The organism is Reyranella aquatilis (genome assembly GCF_020880995.1).
Classification (GTDB): domain Bacteria; phylum Pseudomonadota; class Alphaproteobacteria; order Reyranellales; family Reyranellaceae; genus Reyranella; species Reyranella aquatilis.
On the sequence record NZ_JAJISD010000004.1, the window covers coordinates 211,805 to 230,086 of the forward strand.

Annotated in this window: 17 protein-coding genes; 7 read left to right on the plus strand and 10 right to left on the minus strand. The window is 67.6% G+C overall.

Annotation, left to right across the window (positions count from 1 at the left end; genetic code table 11):
- Positions 1-10 precede the first annotated feature (10 nt).
- Positions 11-493, minus strand: coding sequence for a signal peptidase II (gene lspA, locus LJ725_RS11445; RefSeq protein ID WP_230550784.1), 483 nt, complete (start codon positions 491-493; stop codon positions 11-13).
- Positions 490-3,288, minus strand: coding sequence for an isoleucine--tRNA ligase (ileS, locus tag LJ725_RS11450; RefSeq protein ID WP_230551011.1), 2,799 nt, complete (start codon positions 3,286-3,288; stop codon positions 490-492). The genes lspA and ileS overlap by 4 nt, the downstream gene beginning before the upstream one ends.
- A gap of 364 nt (positions 3,289-3,652) precedes the next feature.
- On the opposite strand from ileS, the gene LJ725_RS11455 reads away from it, so the two are divergent.
- Positions 3,653-4,108 (plus strand): hypothetical protein, encoded by a 456-nt coding sequence (locus tag LJ725_RS11455; protein ID WP_230550785.1) that lies wholly within the window; start codon positions 3,653-3,655, stop codon positions 4,106-4,108.
- Between the two features lie 803 nt (positions 4,109-4,911).
- On the plus strand, positions 4,912-8,025 hold the full coding sequence (locus LJ725_RS11460) for an adenylate/guanylate cyclase domain-containing protein (protein ID WP_230550786.1): 3,114 nt from the start codon (positions 4,912-4,914) through the stop codon (positions 8,023-8,025).
- A 1-nt stretch (position 8,026) separates the two neighbouring features.
- Here the strand turns inward: LJ725_RS11460 and LJ725_RS11465 are convergent, their stop codons facing one another.
- Entirely contained in the window at positions 8,027-8,971 is a 945-nt protein-coding gene (locus tag LJ725_RS11465) for a bifunctional riboflavin kinase/FAD synthetase (protein ID WP_230550787.1), read from the minus strand.
- Positions 8,972-8,980: 9 nt separating this feature from the next.
- The gene (locus LJ725_RS11470; RefSeq protein ID WP_230550788.1) at positions 8,981-9,427 is read right to left on the minus strand and encodes a MaoC family dehydratase; all 447 of its coding nucleotides are present in this window, start codon (positions 9,425-9,427) and stop codon (positions 8,981-8,983) included.
- Positions 9,428-9,507: 80 nt separating this feature from the next.
- Between LJ725_RS11470 and LJ725_RS11475 the strand changes: the two genes are divergently transcribed.
- From LJ725_RS11475 to LJ725_RS11485, 3 genes are all read left to right on the plus strand, one after another.
- Positions 9,508-10,521 (plus strand): phosphotransferase family protein, encoded by a 1,014-nt coding sequence (locus LJ725_RS11475; protein ID WP_230550789.1) that lies wholly within the window; start codon positions 9,508-9,510, stop codon positions 10,519-10,521.
- A 2-nt stretch (positions 10,522-10,523) separates the two neighbouring features.
- Entirely contained in the window at positions 10,524-10,883 is a 360-nt protein-coding gene (locus LJ725_RS11480; RefSeq protein ID WP_230550790.1) for a DUF6285 domain-containing protein, read from the plus strand.
- Between the two features lie 114 nt (positions 10,884-10,997).
- Positions 10,998-11,696 (plus strand): ArsR/SmtB family transcription factor, encoded by a 699-nt coding sequence (locus tag LJ725_RS11485; protein WP_230550791.1) that lies wholly within the window; start codon positions 10,998-11,000, stop codon positions 11,694-11,696.
- A 1-nt stretch (position 11,697) separates the two neighbouring features.
- On the opposite strand, the gene LJ725_RS11490 is transcribed toward LJ725_RS11485, so the two are convergent.
- The 3 genes from LJ725_RS11490 to LJ725_RS11500 are packed head-to-tail and all read right to left on the minus strand — an operon-like array spanning position 11,698 to position 14,452.
- The gene (locus LJ725_RS11490) at positions 11,698-12,822 is read right to left on the minus strand and encodes a DSD1 family PLP-dependent enzyme (RefSeq protein WP_230550792.1); all 1,125 of its coding nucleotides are present in this window, start codon (positions 12,820-12,822) and stop codon (positions 11,698-11,700) included.
- A gap of 20 nt (positions 12,823-12,842) precedes the next feature.
- Positions 12,843-13,817: a tripartite tricarboxylate transporter substrate-binding protein gene (locus tag LJ725_RS11495; protein ID WP_230550793.1), complete on the minus strand. Its 975-nt coding sequence runs from the start codon at positions 13,815-13,817 to the stop codon at positions 12,843-12,845.
- Positions 13,814-14,452, minus strand: a complete 639-nt coding sequence (locus LJ725_RS11500; protein ID WP_230550794.1) for an HAD-IA family hydrolase — start codon at positions 14,450-14,452, stop codon at positions 13,814-13,816. Before LJ725_RS11500 ends, LJ725_RS11495 begins: the two co-directional genes overlap by 4 nt.
- 70 nt (positions 14,453-14,522) lie before the next feature.
- Here LJ725_RS11500 and LJ725_RS11505 point away from each other — a divergent pair, with 70 nt between their 5' ends.
- Complete coding sequence (locus LJ725_RS11505; protein WP_230550795.1) at positions 14,523-15,422, plus strand: LysR family transcriptional regulator; 900 nt, start codon at positions 14,523-14,525, stop codon at positions 15,420-15,422.
- Positions 15,423-15,606: 184 nt separating this feature from the next.
- Here the strand turns inward: LJ725_RS11505 and LJ725_RS29160 are convergent, their stop codons facing one another.
- From LJ725_RS29160 to LJ725_RS11520, 3 genes are read right to left on the minus strand one after another with little or no spacing between them, the layout of a single operon-like run.
- Positions 15,607-16,080: a PaaI family thioesterase gene (locus LJ725_RS29160; protein WP_230550796.1), complete on the minus strand. Its 474-nt coding sequence runs from the start codon at positions 16,078-16,080 to the stop codon at positions 15,607-15,609.
- A gap of 1 nt (position 16,081) precedes the next feature.
- On the minus strand, positions 16,082-16,504 hold the full coding sequence (locus LJ725_RS11515; protein WP_230550797.1) for a PaaI family thioesterase: 423 nt from the start codon (positions 16,502-16,504) through the stop codon (positions 16,082-16,084).
- A gap of 8 nt (positions 16,505-16,512) precedes the next feature.
- Positions 16,513-17,259, minus strand: a complete 747-nt coding sequence (locus tag LJ725_RS11520) for a sulfite exporter TauE/SafE family protein (RefSeq protein ID WP_230550798.1) — start codon at positions 17,257-17,259, stop codon at positions 16,513-16,515.
- 128 nt (positions 17,260-17,387) lie between these two features.
- Here LJ725_RS11520 and LJ725_RS11525 point away from each other — a divergent pair, with 128 nt between their 5' ends.
- A complete protein-coding gene (locus tag LJ725_RS11525) occupies positions 17,388-18,275 on the plus strand; it encodes a LysR family transcriptional regulator (protein WP_230550799.1) in 888 nt (295 codons plus the stop codon).
- The last annotated feature ends 7 nt before the right edge of the window (positions 18,276-18,282 follow it).

Genomic DNA, 18,282 nt, shown 5'->3' on the forward strand with positions numbered 1-18,282 from the left:
CATGGCCGCTTCAGGGCGCCCGCTTCTTCTCGACGAGCAACGAGTCGACGAGCATCAGGCCGACACCGACGACGATCGCCGCGTCGGCCACGTTGAACGCCGGCCAGTGCCAGCGCCCGATGTGGAAATCGGCGAAATCGAACACCGCTCCCCACCGGGCACGGTCGATAACATTGCCGATGGCTCCCCCCATGACAAGGCCGATGCCCCATCCTGTCAGGGGGCGGTCGGTGCGCCTGAGCCAGATGAACAGTCCGATGCAGACGGCGATCGCCACGCCGGAAAGAACCCAGGGCGGTACCGCCTGATCGCCGCCCAGCAGGCCGAAGCTGACCCCGCGGTTCCAGACGATGACCAGCCGGAAGAAACCGTCGATCACCGGGACGATGGCGCCGGCCTTCAGCAGGAAGCCGAGCAGCAGCTGCTTGGAGACCTGGTCCGCCACGAGCGTGACCAGCAGCAGCACCATGGCCTGGCGATCGATCGGCCTCATGCCGAAACCGCGTCTTCGCACCGCAGGCAGAGCAGCGGATGGACGGCCGACTTGCCGACCTCTTCCAGGACCTGCCAGCAGCGCGCGCACTTGGTGCCCTGGGCCAGGCTCGGCACGACCGCAACCCCGGCCACGTCCGGCAGGGTGAAGGCGCCGGCCGGCGCTTCGCCCACGACCAGATGGCCGCCGGACGTGATGCAGATCTCGCTGAGGTCGAGGCCTTCGAGCGCCTTGAGATATTCCGGCGCGACGTGGACATGCGGCGCGGCCTGCAGGCTCGAGCCGATGCGCTTTTCGGCGCGCTCCAGTTCCAGGGCGCCGGTGACGACGCGGCGCAGGGCGCGAACGGTCTTCCACTTCTCCCCCAGCGCCGTATCGAGCCACGCCGGCGGAATGATGGGATAGAGCCGCAGGTGAACGCTCTCGGCCTTGCCGTCGGGCATGTCGCCCGGCCGCGCGAGCCAGGCCTCCTCGGCGGTGAAGCAGGTGATCGGCGCCAGCCACGCGGTCAGGAACGAGAAGACCTCGGCCATGACGGTGCGGGCGGCGCGGCGGCGCGGCGTGCCCGCGGCGTCGCAGTAGATCGAGTCCTTGCGGATGTCGAAGTAGAAGGCCGAAAGATCGACGGCGCAGAAATTGTGCAGCTCCGTTGCGATCGTGTGGAAGTCGTAGTCGTCGACCGCGCGCCGCAGGACGGTGTCCAGCTCGGCCAGGCGATGCAGCACCCAGCGCTCAAGCTCGGGCATCTCGGCATGGCCCACCGTCTCGTCCGACGAATAGCCGTCCAGGCTGCCCAGCAGGTAGCGCAGCGTGTTGCGCAGGCGGCGATAGGCCTCGGCCTGGTGCTTCAGGATCTCCGGCCCGATCCGCTGGTCCTCGGTGTAGTCGGTGCCGACCACCCAGAGGCGCAGGATGTCGGCGCCGTACTGGTCGCACACCGCCTGGGGGGCCGTGATGTTGCCCAGCGACTTCGACATCTTGCGGCCCTGCTCGTCGAGCGTGAAGCCGTGCGTCAGCACGCCGTCATAGGGCGCGCGGCCGCGCGTGCCGCAGCTCTCCAGCAGCGAGGAGTGGAACCAGCCGCGATGCTGGTCGGAGCCTTCGAGGTAGAGATCGGCCGGCCACTTCAGCCTGTCGTTCCCCTCCAGCGTGAAGGCATGCGTGCAGCCGGAGTCGAACCAGACATCGAGGATGTCGGTGACCTGCTCGAAATCGGCGGCATCGTACTTGTTGCCGAGGAAGCGCTCGGGCGGGCTGTCGAACCAGGCGTCGGCGCCCTCGGTGCGGAACGCCTCGACGATCCGGTCCATCACCTCGGCATCGCGAAGCGGCTCGCCGGTCTTCTTGTCGACGAACACCGCGATCGGCACGCCCCAGGCGCGCTGGCGCGAGACGTTCCAGTCGGGCCGCGTCTCGATCATCGAGCGCAGGCGGTTGTAGCCGGCGCGCGGCACGAAGCGCGTCGCGTCGATCGCCGCCAGTGCCTTCTCGCGCAGCGTGCCACCGATCTCGGCGATCGGCTTGTCCATGGAGATGAACCACTGCGGCGCGTTGCGGAAGATCACCGGCGCCTTGGAACGCCAGGAATGCGGGTAGCTGTGCGTGATGCGGCCCGCGGCCAGCAGCTTGCCCATCTCGTCGAGCAGCGCGATGGCGGTGCGATTGGCGTCGCCCTTCTTGCCGTCCTGCGTGTAGACGCGCTTGCCCGCGAACAGCGGCACGTGCGGATAGTAGCTGCCGTCCTCGGCGACCGTGTCCGGCACCTCGACGCCGTTGGCGATACCCAGCTCGTAGTCGTCGGCGCCATGGCCAGGCGCGATGTGCACGAAGCCCGTGCCCGCGTCGGCCGTCACGAACTCGCCCGGCAGCAGGCGCACGTCGAACTCGAAGCCCCTGCCGCGGAACGGATGCGCGGCAATCAGCCCCTCGAGATCGTCGGCCGTTACCTCGGCCAGGATCTTCGGCGTGAACTTCGTCTCCTCGGCGACCGCCTCGACCAGCTCGCGCGCCAGCACCAGCTTCTCGCCGACACGGGCCTTGCTGCCCTCGCCGACCGCCGCCACTTCGACCAGCGCGTAGGCTATGTCCTTGCCGTACGCGAGCGCGCGGTTGCCCGGCATGGTCCAGGGGGTAGTCGTCCAGATCACGATGGCGGCGCCGTCGAGCTTGCCGCCGTTCGACTTCACGACCGGGAAGCGGACATGAATCGTGTCCGACGTATGGTCGTGATACTCGATCTCGGCCTCGGCCAGCGCGGTCTTCTCGACCACCGACCAGAGCACCGCCTTCGAGCCCTTGTAGAGGCCGCCATTCATCAGGAACTTGCCCAGTTCCCGCACGATGACCGCCTCGGACTCGTACTTCATGGTCGAGTAGTAATTGTCCCAGTCGCCATCGACGCCGAGGCGCTTGAACTCCTCGCGCTGGACCGTGATCCAGTGATCGGCGAAGGCGCGGCACTCGCGCCGGAACTCGACGATCGGGACCTGGTCCTTGTCCTGCTTCTTGGCGCGGTACTGTTCCTCGATCTTCCACTCGATCGGCAGGCCGTGACAGTCCCAGCCCGGCACGTAATGGCTGTCCTTGCCCAGCATCTGCTGGGTGCGCGAGACGAGGTCCTTGAGGATCTTGTTGAGCGCGTGGCCGATATGGAGGTTGCCGTTGGCGTAGGGAGGCCCGTCGTGCAGCACGAACTTCGGCCGCCCCCGGCTCTCGGCCCGCAGCCGGTCCCACAGCTTCATCTCGGCCCAGCGCTTCAGGAGTTCGGGCTCCTTCTTCGGGAGGCCCGCACGCATCGGGAAGTCGGTCTTCGGCAGGAAAACGCTGGATTTATAATCAGTTGTCACAAGAAACTCGGCACTGTGAGGAGCGATGGCGGCCTTCCGGAGGACAGCCGCAAACAGGCAGGACAAACCCGGCCGCGATCAGCGGACCGGGCGGATAATTCGCTCCAGGAAGGCCCCGATAAACATAGGGCGGGCAATCTAGGGATGGGGGTCGGGGGGGTCAAGGCGGGGCGGCCCAGCTCCGCTCACAGCCGACCGCGCGAGCCGAGGAAAAAGTCTCCGCGCATGAGACCTATTTGCGCGTGCCGAGAAATTTCTCGACCGCCAAGCGATTAAGGCCGTAGAGTCGCGAACTCCAGCCGGGGGATGAAACATGGGACTGCTTTTCAACACGCCAGATACCGAGCAAATCATCAAGAAACTGAACAAGCAGTACGACGACAAGCCACCGGGTCTGCCGAATCACCGGGGTGATGCGATCTATTACTTGGACTATGTCAATTACCCTTCGCTTTGGTCCGTTGCGGACAAGCTCAGCCTATACCCAGGCAACAACAGCAATTCGCCGCCGGCGCGGAGATGGAAGTGCTTCCTCGACTACATTGATCCCTTGGTCGATCCGGACCTGAAGGAGCCTATCGGCCCGATCCTGAGACGAGAAATTGCGAAAGCCTGCTCAGATCTGAACTGCGAAGCGATTGAGTTTTTTGCCGTGCCGGACACGGTCGTTCACGTCAATCTCGGCAACCTCGGGACCGGCGTCATGGGCAAGTACTCGCGCATCGTCACGCTTTTCACGTTGCCTGCCGGACAGATGGGTTGCCCCTAGCCGGGCAAGGGCTTGCCCTCTACCGAATCATTTGTCGCCAATTGGGACCGATTCCCACATTGGAGGGTTGGCGTCGCATCGACGGGGAGGCCGCGCGAGACGAACCGAGACGAGGAAATTTCTCGCCCCGGTAGCTTTGCAATCCAGTATGATGGATGAGGTGCCGTGCCCATTTTTGACGAAGTCGCAAAGCCTCACGAATTGTGGCCGGCCGACGCTCTTTGGCCACGACGCAGGGCTGAACTGTTGTTGCGCCGATTCGCCGTTGCATTCCCCGAAATCAAGTACGACCTGTTATGGGAGCCCCCGATTGTTAATGCACAGGCATTCCATGGAGCACAGGGGCCTGCGGTAAGACTGTATGGTGGACTGGGAAGACATCGCTCGGCCGGGGTCGAGGCTCTCGCCCTGGCATTGGCGCACGAAACCGGACACCACTTGGCCGGGCCGCCATCGCATCCTCTTTACAAGAGCATCTCGAGCGAAGAACAAGCAGATGCATGGGCAATATCAGTAGCGCTACCGCGACTATTCGGTCCGCCAAAGGCGAAGAAGTTCATTGAACTCGGCCGACGGCAACTCAGCAGGATTGTCGAGAACTGGATGGGTCCTGCATCCTATGGAATGCTCACGGGCAGCTTTCCCTACAGTCGCGCTCCAAGTCGCCGCGATGGCTAGGGCAAGAGAAGTGACACCCGGGGAATCGTGATTGCAGGCATGTTCGGTGAACTTCAATTTGTCCAGCAGGTATCACGAGCTTCTACTAATCTTTAGTGCAACGGGCACGACTAACAGGGTCAAGGATGCGTTGCTCCGCCTGCGATACCAACAACGCTAGCGACGCCCGCTTTTGCATCGATTGCGGAGCGGCGCTGGGACGGGCCTGCCCTTCTTGCCATTCGAGCAACCCGCCTGCTGCCCGATTCTGCGGGCAGTGCGGCACGGCACTCGCAACGAAGACTGCGACCAGCAAACCTCCGGCCAGCGACGGTGAACTCAAGCAGATCACCGTACTGTTCGCCGACGTCTCCGGATCGACCGAGCTGATCGAGCGGCTCGATCCCGAAGAGGCGGCCAGGCGGCTCGCGCCCGCCATCGAGGCCATGCACGAGGCGGTTCGGCGTTTCGAGGGGTCGGTCGTCAAGGTCCAGGGTGATGGTGTCATGGCGCTGTTCGGCGCGCCCAATCCCCAGGAAGACCATGCGGTGCGCGCCTGTTGCGCGGCGCTCGCCATGCAGGCCTCGGTCAAGGCCCTGCCGGGCGGGGCGTTGCCGATCCGCGTCGGCGTTCATTCCGGAGAAGTGCTCGCCCGCACCGTGGCCACCGATTTCTCCACCGACTTCGACGCCACCGGCATCACCGTTCACATCGCCAACCGGCTGGAAGGCCTGGCGCCGTTGGGCGGCATCGCGATCTCGCCGGCCACGCTGCGGGGCGCCCGGCAGTTCGTATCGGTGGATTCGATGGGCGACCGGGAGGTGCGCGGCCTGTCGGCGCCGATGGAAGTGTTCCTCCTGACCGGCCTGCGGCGTGGGCCGACCAGCCAGCGCTTCAGCCTCGAACGCGAGCGCTCGGGCTTTGTCGGGCGCGATGCCGAACTGGCCCTGCTCGAGCGCAACCTCGAACGTGCGACGGAAGGAGACGGCTGCGCCGTCGGCGTGGTGGCCGAGGCGGGCATCGGCAAGAGTCGCCTGGCGTTCGAGTTTGCCGAACGATGCCGTGCCCAGGGTATTCGCGTGCTCGAAGGTCGCGCTCTGGCGCACAGCCGCGCCACGCCGTTTGAGCCCGTGATCGATATCCTCAGGGCGTTCTTCGAGATTGCACCGGACGACACCGCCGAGCGCGGTCGCGCCAAGGCAGCCGAACTTCTGGATCGCATCGATCCGGGCTTGAGCAGCGAGCTGCCGCTGCTCGTCGACTTCCTCGGCCTCGGTTCCGGTGCTCCTCCCCTACCGCGCATGGATCCGGGCACCCGGCGGGACCGGCTCGAATCGCTCTTCCGGCGCCTGGCACGCGCGGCCGGAGCGACCACACCGGCCGTGATCCTGCTCGAGGACCTCCACTTCATGGACTCCGGCAGCGAATCGCTGATCGAGGTTCTGGCGGAGGCCATGATCGGCACCCGTCTCCTGCTGCTGGTGAATTTTCGCCCCGGCTATGCAGCGCCATGGATGCGCGGCGACCACTACGATCAGGTCTCGCTGGCACCGCTGCGCAAGAACGCCGCCGACGAACTGGCATCCCATCTGCTGGGCGACGATCGATCCGTCGCCCCGTTGCTGCCGCTGATTGCCGACCGGGCGCGCGGCAATCCATTCTTCATCGAGGAGCTGGTGCGCAAGTTCGCCGACGGCGGCCACCTCGCCGGCGAGCCCGGAGCCTACCGTCTTCTCCGTATACCCGACATGAAGACGGTCCCCGACAATGTGCAGGCGATCGTGGCGGCGCGCGTCGACAGCCGGCCCGAAACGGAGCGCACGCTGCTCCAGACGGCCGCCGTCATCGGTCGCGAGTTCATGGTGCCGATCCTGGAGCATGTCGCGGGGCTGGCGGAAGCGGTCGTGAACATGTCCCTGCACCGCCTGTCGACGGCCGGGCTCGTCTATGAAACCGGCGGTCCGCCGCCTGGAACCTTCGCTTTCAAGCACCCGATGCTTCAGGAAGTCGTCTACCGCTCGCTGGTCTCGGACAAGCGGCGCGCGCTGCATTCCGCGGTCGCCGCCGAACTGGAGAAGACTCTGCCGGATCCGGGGGGCGCCCAGGCGGGCTTCATTGCCTACCACCTCGAGGAGGCGGGGAACATCCCGCAGGCGGCGTCGTACAACATGAAGGCCGCGATGTGGCACGGCACGCGCGATCCCGCGCAGGCGCTCGAAGCCTGGAAGCGCGTCCGCCGTTTGCTGCTCAGCCTGCCGCTGGAAGGCCCCGCACGCTATCCTCTGCTGATGGCGAGCGGCCAGATCGTGAACTTCGCCTGGCGCGAGGGCCTCACCGCAGCCGATGTCGAGCCCTACTACACCGAGGCGCTCGAGATCGCGCGCTCGCTCGGCGACATGCGCGCCATCACGCTGGTAACCGCCGCCTATGGCCGCGCGCTGGGCAGCACCGGCTCGGCGATGGACTATGTTGCCAAGGTGAGCGAGGCACGCGACCTGCTCGACCCGCAAAAGCATGCCGGACTGGCCGCGGTGTTGACCACCATCCGATGCCACGCACTCCGTCTGGCCGGTGACCTGCGTGCCGCCCTCGCCGACAACGATGTCGCGCTCGCCAATGTCGACAAGGTGGAGGAGCAGGATCAGCAGACTCTCGGCTTCCGCGTCGACGTCTGGGTCAAGGGCATGCGCGGCCAGACGCTGGCGATGATGGGCAGGTACGACGAGGCCCGCGCGCTCGCCACCGAGCTGATCGCGAGCGATGAATCCAAGGTCGATGTTCTGCATCGGCTGCAGGCCCATGCCACGATGGCCGATATCGCCTGGGGAACGGGCGACGTGACCCTCGCCACCGAACACTGCGCGGCCGCCCATCGCCTGGGCGAGAAGAGCGGCAATCCGTATCTCATGGTCTATGGCCGGGCCTACGCCGGCCTCGGCCAGGCCATGCGCGGCGAATATTCCGAAGCAACCACGACCCTGAGCAACACGCTGCGTCTCGCTCGCGAGCGCCAGGCGGGCCTCGAAAACGAAGCCCGGATCCTGTGCGACCTGGCATATGTTCAGCTGCGCGCGGGCCTCACCGACCGTGCGCAGGCAACCGCCGAAGAAGCCGCCGCCGTCGCACGGCGCCGGGACGCCAAGGTCTGGCTGGCCTATGCGGAGTGGCTGATCCGCGGACCGGCCTCGCCGGCGTTCAGGTCATTGCTGGCAGAATCGGGCGCGGAGCTGTTGACGCACCTGCCGTCGCCCCACGGCTGATTCAGGGCGCCGGGGCAAGTATTCGCCGCGCCGCCTCGCCGTCCGCCGCGATCTGGGCCTTCAGCGCATCGAGGCCCGGGAACTTCATCTCGGCGCGGATGAAATCGACCAGCGCGACCCGCAGGACCTTGCCGTAGAGGTCGCCCGCGAAGTCGAACAGGTGGACCTCGAAATTCTCCTGCAGCTTGCCGAAGGTCGGCCGCTTGCCGAGGTTGGCGACGCCGTTGCGCCAACCCTCGCCTTCCTGGCCCTCGACCAGCGCGCGCACGGCATAGACGCCGAAGCGCGGGCGCAGGTGCTCGCCCAGGGAGACGTTGGCGGTGGGAAATCCGATGGTGCGTCCGCGCTGGTCGCCCAGCTCCACCGTGCCCTCGATTTCCCAGGAGTGCCCCAGCAGGTCGGCGGCCTCGCGGGCCCAGCCGTGCCGCAGCGCCTCGCGGATGCGCGTCGAGGAATAGATCTCGCCCTCGTGCGTCACCGGATCGACCACCGTGACACCGAAGCCGCGCCGTGCGCCCTCGGCGCGCAGCATCTCGACGTTGCCGCTGCGCCGCGCGCCGAAGGTGAAATCGTAGCCGCACACGACATGGCGCGCGCCCAGCCCGCTCAGCAGCACGTCCTCGATGAACGACGAGGCCGGCAGGTCCGCGAACGCCGCTTCGAAACGCTGGGCCAGCACGGCCTGCGCGCCATGCTGCGCGAGCAGGCGCGTCTTGGCGGGCAGCAGGGTCAATCGGAACGGGCCGGTGTCGGGCACGAAGAAGCCGCGCGGATGCGGCTCGAAGGTAAAGGCCACCACGGACGCGCCGAGGGAGGCGGCCCGCTCGCGCGCCTGCGCCAGCAGCGCCTGGTGGCCGCGATGCACGCCGTCGAAATTGCCGAGCGCCACCACGCCGCCCTTGCGGTCGGCCGGCACGGACCGCCAGTCGTCAAACACCGGGATCATCGCGCCGGCTCAGGCCGCGTCGCGCCGCGGCACCAGCACGACGGCCTCGCCGTCGATCACGACCTTGTCGCCGTTCAGGCACTGGGTCTTGAGCGTCACGCGGCGGCGCTTCTCGTCGATCGCGGTGATGGTCGCCACCGCGGTGATCGTGTCGCCGATGATGACCGGCGCCATGAAGTTCATGGTCTGGGAGATATAGACAGCCCCGGGGCCGGGCAGCTTGGTGCCGATCACGGTGGAGATGAAGCTGCCGCTCAGCATGCCGTGTGCGATGCGCTGACCAAAGCGTGTCGTGCGTGCGAAGCCGTCGTGCAGATGGATCGGGTTGGTGTCTCCCGAGACGCCCGCGAAGGCCATGATGTCGGCCTCGGTCACGGTCTTGCCGAACATCGCCGACATGCCGGGCTTCAAATCTTCCAGGAACAGGCCATTCATGGCCGCGAAGGCGCTCGACACGTGCTTGATCTCCCCAGTTGACGCGGTCCTCTTACCACGCGCCGGAGCCTGTGCCACAGTCCCGGTAAATGACCGTTCACATGCCGTCCGAAACAGAAAACGTCGCCCGCGTGCTCGCGGCAGCGACCGGCCGCCATTTCGGCGCCCCCGCCGTGATCGAAAGGCTGAGCCGCCAGTCTGGCGGCGCCTCGCGCCAGACCTGGAGCTTCGACGCGCTGATCCGGGGCGAGCGGCACGCGCTAATCCTGCGGCGCGATCCGCCAACCCGGGGGAAGACCGACCGCGAGCGGGCTGTCGCAATCGACCGCGCCACCGAATTCAGGGTGCTGCAGGCCGCCCATGCCGCCGGGGTGAAATCGCCCGAGCCGCTGTTCGAGCTCACAGAGGAGGACGCGCTGGGCGAAGCCTATGTGATGCGCCGCATCGGCGGAATCGCCATCGCCCGCAAGCTGCTGCGCGACGCGCCCTACGAGACAGCGCGGGGCCGCATCGCCAGCCAGCTGGGCGAAATCCTGGCACGCATCCATGCGACCGATCCGGCCACCCTGCCGGCCCTCCCGCGCCGCGAGGCGGCCGACCACATCGCCGAACTCCGCCGCTCGCTCGACGCGCTGGGCCAGCCTCAGCCGGTTTTCGAACTGGCCCTCACCTGGCTCGACCGTCGCAAGCCCGCGCCGCTCGACCGGCCGGTGCTGGTGCATGGCGACTACCGCACCGGCAACTACCTGGTCGACGAGGCCGGCGTGACGACGATCCTCGACTGGGAGCTCGCCCATCTCGGCGACCCGGTGGAGGATCTCGGCTGGCTCTGCGTGAAGAGCTGGCGCTTCGGCGCGATCGACAAGCCGGCCGGCGGCTTCGGCAGCCGCGAGGAACTTTGGTCGGCCTACGAGCGCGCGGGCGGCGGAAAGGTCGATCCGGTTCGGGCCCACTGGTGGGAAGTCTTCGGCACCGCGCACTGGGGCATCATCTGCCTCAACCAGGCCTGGAAGCATCTCTCGGGCTCCATCAGGTCGATGGAGCATGCCTCGATCGGTCGTCGCGCCGTCGAGACCGAAGTCGACCTTCTGCAACTGCTGAAGCAGGGAGCCTGACCGTGGCCCAGGACCGTCCCACCGCCGCCGAATTGCTGACTGCCATCGCCGACTTCCTGCGCGAGGAGGCGACGCCGGCCCTCGACAAGGCCGAACCGCGGCTCGGCTTCCAGATGCGGGTGGCAGTGAACTCGCTCGCGATACTCGAACGCGAGGTGCGGCTGGGACCGGCGGCCGACGCCCGCGAGCACGAGCGCCTCACGACGCTCCTGGGCCGCAACGCGACGCTCGACGAACTGAACCGCGAACTGGCGCGCCAGCTGCGCAGCGGCGAGCGCGACGAAAGCGACGTCGCCCTGATGGCCCATCTCGAAGCCACCATCGCCGACAAGATCGCCATCGCCAATCCGAAGTGGCGTTAGTGTCATCCTGAGCGCGGGGGTTACCCCGCGCGCGATGACACCGCGCATTATGCTTCGGTCTTGGCCGAACGATTGACCATGGCGACCGCGCGCGGCCGCGCCTAGAGTTTCACCATGACCACCGTGAACGCCCTTTCCGAGATCGCTGCCCTGATGGGCGATCCGGCGCGCGCCTCCATGCTGTCGCTGCTGATGGACGGCCGCGCCCATACCGCATCCGACCTCGCGCACAACGCCGGCATCACCGCGCAGACCGCGAGCGGCCATCTCGCGCGCATGGTCGAGGCCAACCTCCTGGCGGCCCGCGCCGAGGGCCGCAACCGCTTCTATCGCCTGGCATCGGCGGACGTGGCGCATGCGATCGAATCGCTGATGGCGCTGGCCGGCACGCGCGCGGCGCCGGCGTCCAAGGCTGCCGCGTGGCGACGCGATCCCGATCTCCGCTTCTGCCGCACCTGCTACGACCATCTCGCCGGCCAGGTCGGCATCGCCGTCACCGATTCTCTGACGCAGCACGGCCATCTCGAACCCGAGGGTTCGCGCGACTGGCGGCTCACGCACTCGGGCGAACTGTTCTGCGAGCGGCTGGGCGTCGATCTCGACACGGCGCGCCGGACGAGTTCGCGCCACTTCGCGCGCCAGTGCCTCGACTGGAGCGAGCGGCGGCCTCACATCTCGGGCGCGCTGGGCGCCGCCATCGCCGACACGTTCTTCAAGCGCGGCTGGGCCGAGCGCCTGCGCCGCAGCCGCACCGTGCGCCTCACCGACTCCGGCCGCCGCGCGCTGGGCAGCCATTTCGGCGCGACGGTCTAGCCTACCAGCCTTGGAAGCGCGGCCACGGTGTCGCGTCACCGGCCGAACTCACCGCGAGGTAGGACGGATACTGCGCGCCCGTGGCGCAGGCATGGTTGGGCAGGATGCGAAGCCGTGCGCCGATCGGGAAACGCTCGACGAGGCTCTCATCGGCGCTGCCGTTGCGGCGCGAGACGATGCCGTGCTCCTGGTTCGCGCCCGACACGATCAGCCCGTCGATCACATTCCCGTCGACGTCGCACACCGCGCCGTAGCCATAGTCGATCTTCTGGCGCTGCGTGCCGCGGTCGCGGCTCATCGCCATCCAGCCGGCATCGACGATCACCCAGCCCTTCTCGGGTTGATGCCCGATCACTGTGGTCAATACGGAAAGCGCCACGTCCCGCGGCGTGCAGACGCCGACATTGGACATCACGAGATCGAAGAACACGTAGACGCCCGCGCGAACCTCGGTGACACCTTCGAGGTTCTGCGCGGCAATCGCCGTCGGGGTCGAGCCGATGCTGACCTCAGGGCAGGCGATGCCCACGGCCCGCAGCCGCTCGGCGGCGCGCACGCAGAGCGCCCGCTCCTGCTCGGCCAGCGCCTGCAGCGCCGCCGGCGTGTCGAGATCGTAGGAGCTGCCGGCATGGGTCAGCACGCCCTTCACCGTCGCACCGCCCGTCTGCAGCACCTGGCCGATCTTAATCAGCTCGGGCGCCTCGGGTTGCACGCCCGAGCGATGCCCGTCGGAATCGATCTCGATCATCACGGCGAAGGTCAGGCCGGTGGCCTTGCCCTTGGCCACGACAGCCTCGGCCGCCGTCACCGAATCGACGAGCAGCGTCAGCGAGCAGCCATTGCGGATGAGCGCCACGGCGCGGTCGAGCTTGTCTGGCGCGATGCAGACCGCATAAAGCATGTCGGAGAAGCCCGCGGCGAAGAACTGCTCGGCCTCTTTCAGGGTCGAGACCGTGATGCCGGCGGCGCCCGCCTGCTGCTGCGCCCGCGCAACCTCGACACACTTCGACGTCTTCACGTGCGGCCGCAGGCGCACGCCGAGCGCGGCGAGATGGGTCTGCATGCGCGCGATGTTGCCTGCCATGCGGCGCTCGTCGATCAGCGCCGCCGGGGTTTCGATGTCCATCAGCTTCAAGAGGTCACCCTTCAGTCGAGATACTCGCCACGCGCCTTCAGCGCCGGCACGTCCTTCTCCAGCCCGCGTGCGATCAGCGTCGTCACGGTAGCCGGCTGCAACGCGTCCGGCGACGGCAGATCGACACCGACGGCGGTCATCTGCTTGACCAGCGCCGGATCGGCCACCGCCGCGCGCAGCGCCTCGTTCAGGCGGGCGATGACGGGCTGCGGCGTGCCCTTGGGCGCAAACAGAGCGTTCCACGAGCGCAGGTTCACGTCGTAGCCCTGGCTGGCCGCCGTGGCGACGCCCGGCAGTTGCGGCAACGGCTGGTCGCTCAGCACGGCAAGCGCCTTGATCTTGCCGCCGGCGATCTGCGGCAGCGCCGTGGTCGTCTGGTCGCACATGAAATCGATGTGGCCGCCCATCAGGTCGTTCATCGCCGGCGCCACGCCGCGATAGGGGACATGCGTGATGTTGAGCTTGAGCGCCGACAACAGCACGACACAGGCATAGTGAGAGATCGAACCGACACCCGCGCTGCCATAGGTCATGCCCGCCTTGTTCGTCTCGGCATAGGCGATGAACTCCTTGAGGTTCGAGACCGGCAGGCCGGCCTTGGCGACCAGCAGCAGCGGCGCCGTGCCGGCGAGGCCGATCGGTTCGAAGCCGGTCAGCGGATCGTAGGGCAGTTTCTTGAACAAGGCGGCGTTCGCGACGTGCGTGCCGATCGTTCCGAAGCCGATCGTGTAGCCGTCGGGCGCAGCGTTCACGAGCTTGGCGAGGCCGATCGTGCCGCTGGCGCCGCCGATATTCTCGACCACGACGGTCTGCTTGAGATCCGCTGCCATGCCCTGCGCGAGCGCGCGGGCCAGCGCGTCGCTGGGACCGCCCGCCGGGAACGGCACGATCAGCGTGATTGGCTTGGTGGGGAAGCTCTGGGCGGTGGCCGTGCCGGCCGCCAGCAGGAGCGGCGCGAGGGCGAGCAGAAGTCGGCGCAAGATCATGACAAACGTCCTTCCAGCCAGGGGAGAAGATCGTCGAGCGTCCGTCGCTCGAGGGCGGCGGGCGGCGCACCTTCGGGACGCGCGAGGCCGACGCGGTTGTGCCAGTAGGTCCTGAGACCGACGGCCGAGGTGCCGAACAGGTCGTAGCCGGAGCCCGCAACGAAGGCCGCTTCGTGCGGCGCGACGCACAGCGTCGCCAGCGCCCGCCGATAGGGGCGAGGATCGGGCTTGTAGCAACCCGCCTCCTCGGCCGTGACGACGCAATCCCAACTTACCTGCAGGCGATTCGCCGCCTGCCGACCCAGCCGGATCGAGCAATTCGTGACGACGGCGAGCTTCGTCCGCCCCGCCAGCGCGTCGAGGGTGGCCTGCGCGCCGCTCCACGGCGGCAGCTCCAGCCAGCGCGCTTCCAATGTGTCGGCCGCGGCGGCCGGCAGCCCGGTCGCCACCGCCGCCTCCTGCACCAGCTGCTCATAGGGAATGTAGGCCCCGCAGCCATAGGTCAGCCGCAGATACTCGGCGCGCCAGGCGCGGCCGCGTTCTTCGGAGCCGGCCACGTCGTTCCACAGCGTCCAGGAATCGAGCAGCGCGGTGAGCAGGTCGAACAGCACGGCTTTGGGAAAGGTCGTCGTCATGCCGTCACGGTAGCAGGCGGCGGGCCATCGGTGCTTAAATCAGACCAACAGTTCAGTTAAGGAAAACTGAATGATCTCGCTCGCCGACCTGCAATTCATGGACGCGCTGTCGCGGGCCGGCTCACTGAGCGGCGCCGCCCGGTCGCTGAACGTCACGCCGCCCGCGCTGTCGCTGCGCCTCAAGAAGCTCGAGCAGGCGCTGGGCGTCAGCCTCGTCGTGCGCAGCTCGCGTCGCGTCCGCTTCACCGGCGAGGGCGAGCATCTGGTGAGCGAGGCGCAGGCGATGCTGGCCCGCATCGGCGCCCTCACCGACCTGATCGGCAAGGAGGGTGGCGCCCTGTCGGGGCCCTTGCGGATCGTGGCGCCCTTCGGCTTCGGCCGGCTGCACGTCGCGCCGCTGGTTGCCCGCTTCGCCGAACGCCACAAAGCGATCCGCGTCACGCTCGATCTCTCCGAACGGCCGTGGACCGACAGCGAGGACGCCGACGTCCTCGTCCATATCGGCGCGGTCCGCGATTCCACCTGGGTCGCGCACGTGCTGGCGCGCAACGACCGCTGGGTCTGCGCCGCGCCGGCCTATCTGGAGCGGCGCGGCATCCCGGCCGATCCGCGCGATCTCCTGCAGCACGATTGCCTCTGCGTGCGCGAGAACAACGAGGACGTAACCTTGTGGCGCCATCGTCGCGGCGGCCGCGCAGGCGCCGTGCGGGTGACGCCGACGCTCACCAGCAACGACGGCGAGGTCGTGCGCAACTGGGCGGTGGCGGGTCTCGGCCTCGTGCTGCGCTCCCAATGGGACGCCGCGCCCTTCGTCAAGCGCGGGGAGCTCAGGCGCGTGCTGGCGCCCTGGTCGTTCGAAGGCGCCGACATCCTGGCGCTGGTCCCGGCGCGGCGCGGCATCTCGGCCCGCGTCACCTCCTTCGTCGACTTCCTGAAGTCGTCCCTCAGGTCGCGCCCGCCGGGCCGCTAGCGCCTTTCCAGGCGAGGGCTGATCACGGCAGGTATCCAAACAACGCCTCACCCTGAGGAGCGAACGCAGTGAGCGTCTCGAAGGGTGGGTACGAGCACTACGTCTGCAGCCCATCCTTCGAGACGGCGCGCTTTGCGCGCCTCCTCAGGATGAGGTGGATTGGTGAACTCGACGCGTTAAGAGTCTAGGTCTTCGTGTAGCCGGTCCCGTCGCCCGACGAAATCTTGGCGATCGAGGAGGCGCGCAGGATCTTCTGCTCGCCCACCGTCAGGTAGATGTTGGTGAAGAGCAGCGTGCGCGTCTGACGGATCAGCTCGGCGCGGCCCTCGACCCAGTCGCCGACCCGCGCGGGAGCCACGAAGTCGAAGGTCATGCTGACGGTCGGCAGGAACTTGCGCAGACCCGCGAGATAGCCGCCGCCCATCGTTCCGACCAGATCGGCCACCGTCATCATCATGCCGCCATGCAGCCCGCCCGCCGGGTTGCACATGTTCTGCTGGACGCGGATGGCCAGCACGAACTCGTCGCGCGTGCCCTTCTCGCCGCGCTTCACATACATGTTGCCGACATGGGTGTTGAAGGTGGGCTCGGGCCGACCGCGCGCGAAATCGACGAGCTTGAAGCCCTCGGGCGGATCGTCGGGTATTTCTGAAGACACGCTAACTCCGGACCTTGAGGGGGCGTCCCGGCCGCAGCAGCGCGAAATCGCCCAGCCCGGCCAGCACATCGTGGCGCGGACCATAGAGTCGGCCCCTCACCTGCGCCACATGCTCGTCATGGCCGAGCAATTCGCCCGTCGCCTCCAGCCAGTCGCCGACCCGCGCCGGCGTCAGGTAGTCGAGCGTCAGCTTCAGGGTGACGCAGCGCCGGTCGATCGCGCGATAGACGACCGAGCCCAGCGCCGCATCGATGAAGGCGGCCAGCATGCCGCCATGCACGATGCCCAGCGCATTGGCATGTTGCGGGCCGGGCATGAAGCCACGCCAGACCCTGTTGCCCTCGACCTTCTCGAACCACGGTCCGTTGGCCGCGGTGAAGCCGGTCGCTTCGGTGAGTTCTCTAAATCCTGCCGGAATGTCCACGCGCCATCTTAGGCAATCCCGGCCAGCAGCACCAAGCCATAGCCGACATAGTAGAGGCCGAGCACCGTGATGAGCCGGCCGGCCCAGCTGCGAAACTGGGCATCGGACAGGCGTTCGAGGATCTGCTTGCCGAGCGATGTGCCGAGCATCGAGGCAGCCACGGCCATCGCCAGCACCCAGGGTTCGACCGAACCCGCGCCCTCGATCAGCGCGCCGAAGTAGAGCAGCTTGGAGCCATGGCCGAACACCTGGCACGAGGCCTTGGTCGCCACGATCTGCCGCCGGTTCATGGTCGAGCGCAGGAAGAGCTGGTCCATCAGCGGGCCGGTGACGCCGGTCAGCAGCATCAGCGCCATGCAGGCGACACCGCCGCCCAGCGCCTGCAGCGGCCCCAGGGTTGCAGGCATCAGCCGCGCCGGCACGATCCGCAGCAGGAAGGGCGATAGGCCCAGCATCAGCAGCGCAACCGCCTTCTCCGGCACGTAGAGCGTGAGCGACCAGAGGCCGACGGCGATGAAGCAGCCCGTGACGTAGTAGACCGTGATCCGCCATTGGATGTGCCGCCACCAGAGAAAGGCGCGCCAGCCGTTCGACGCCATTTGCGTCACCGCGTGCAGCACCATGGCCATGGGCAGCGGCAGCACGAACAGCAGCACGCCGATCAGCACCATGCCGCCCGCCATCCCGAAGATGCCGGACAGGAAGGCGGTGAACACCATCAGGAGGCCAAGTCCCAGCGCCGTCGCGATCGTCATTCCGCCCTCGCCTGTCCTCCGGAAAGCACCCCGCGCGCTTTCGGGAAGGACGAGGTCCGATCTAGTCCCGGTGTATGCAGTGTTCAAATATATGATAAATAGTCTCTCGATACCTAACGGATATCCTCATGGAATTGCGCCATCTCCGCTACTTCGTCGCCGTGGCCCACGAGGGTCACGTCACACGGGCGGCCGAGAAGCTGCACATGCAGCAACCGCCGCTCAGCCAGCAGATCCGGGCACTCGAGCGCGAGATCGGGGCGCCGCTGCTGCTGCGCCATCCCCGCGGCGTCAGCCTGACCGATGCCGGCCGCTCCTTCCTCGCCGACGCCGAGGCGATCCTGGCGTCGGTCGAACGCGCCACCGTGAAGGCCCGGCGCACGGCGCGCGGCGAAACCGGCCGCATCGCCGTGGGCTTCACGACTTCGGCGCCGTTCCATCCGCTGGTGGCGCGCGCCATCCGCGAGTTCCGGCGCGAGCGGCCCGACATCTCCTTCGTTCTGGAGGAGAACAGTTCCGGCGACCTGCTGGCGGCCGTGCGCGACGAACGGCTCGACATCGCCTTCATCCGCGCCGGCCTCGCCGACCCGCAGGGACTCGCGGTCGAAGAGCTGCTGCACGAGGAGATGGCCGCCGCCCTGCCGGCGCGCCACCCGCTCGCGCGCCGCCCAAAGCTCGCCCTGAAGGATCTCGCAGCCGAGGATTTCGTCCTCTACCGCCGTTCCGAAGGGCGCGGCCTGTACGACGTGATCATCGCGGCCTGCAGCGCGGCTGGCTTCAGCCCGCACATCAGCCAGGAGGCGCCGCGCATCGTCTCGACGCTCAATCTCGTAGCGGCCGGGCTCGGCATCACCATCGTGCCGGCGTCGCTCAGCCGTCTCCCGCTGGAAGGTGTAACCTACCGGCCGCTGACCGGGCGACCGCCCTTCCGGGTGCCGCTCAACCTCGCCCGTCGCCGCGACGAAGCCTCGGCCGCGACGCTGGCCTTCATCGACCGGGTGCGTCGCCTCGCATGAAACCGAT

What these genes read in the sequence shown, in the direction of transcription:
- lspA (WP_230550784.1), bottom strand. Translation starts at nt 493, where the DNA reads ATGAGGCCGATCGATCGCCAGGCCATGGTGCTGCTGCTGGTCACGCTC.
- ileS (WP_230551011.1), bottom strand. Translation starts at nt 3,288, where the DNA reads ATGCGTGCGGGCCTCCCGAAGAAGGAGCCCGAACTCCTGAAGCGCTGG.
- LJ725_RS11455 (WP_230550785.1), top strand. Translation starts at nt 3,653, where the DNA reads ATGGGACTGCTTTTCAACACGCCAGATACCGAGCAAATCATCAAGAAA.
- LJ725_RS11460 (WP_230550786.1), top strand. Translation starts at nt 4,912, where the DNA reads ATGCGTTGCTCCGCCTGCGATACCAACAACGCTAGCGACGCCCGCTTT.
- LJ725_RS11465 (WP_230550787.1), bottom strand. Translation starts at nt 8,971, where the DNA reads ATGATCCCGGTGTTTGACGACTGGCGGTCCGTGCCGGCCGACCGCAAG.
- LJ725_RS11475 (WP_230550789.1), top strand. Translation starts at nt 9,508, where the DNA reads ATGCCGTCCGAAACAGAAAACGTCGCCCGCGTGCTCGCGGCAGCGACC.
- LJ725_RS11485 (WP_230550791.1), top strand. Translation starts at nt 10,998, where the DNA reads ATGACCACCGTGAACGCCCTTTCCGAGATCGCTGCCCTGATGGGCGAT.
- LJ725_RS11490 (WP_230550792.1), bottom strand. Translation starts at nt 12,822, where the DNA reads ATGGACATCGAAACCCCGGCGGCGCTGATCGACGAGCGCCGCATGGCA.
- LJ725_RS11495 (WP_230550793.1), bottom strand. Translation starts at nt 13,817, where the DNA reads ATGATCTTGCGCCGACTTCTGCTCGCCCTCGCGCCGCTCCTGCTGGCG.
- LJ725_RS11500 (WP_230550794.1), bottom strand. Translation starts at nt 14,452, where the DNA reads ATGACGACGACCTTTCCCAAAGCCGTGCTGTTCGACCTGCTCACCGCG.
- LJ725_RS11505 (WP_230550795.1), top strand. Translation starts at nt 14,523, where the DNA reads ATGATCTCGCTCGCCGACCTGCAATTCATGGACGCGCTGTCGCGGGCC.
- LJ725_RS11520 (WP_230550798.1), bottom strand. Translation starts at nt 17,259, where the DNA reads ATGACGATCGCGACGGCGCTGGGACTTGGCCTCCTGATGGTGTTCACC.
- LJ725_RS11525 (WP_230550799.1), top strand. Translation starts at nt 17,388, where the DNA reads ATGGAATTGCGCCATCTCCGCTACTTCGTCGCCGTGGCCCACGAGGGT.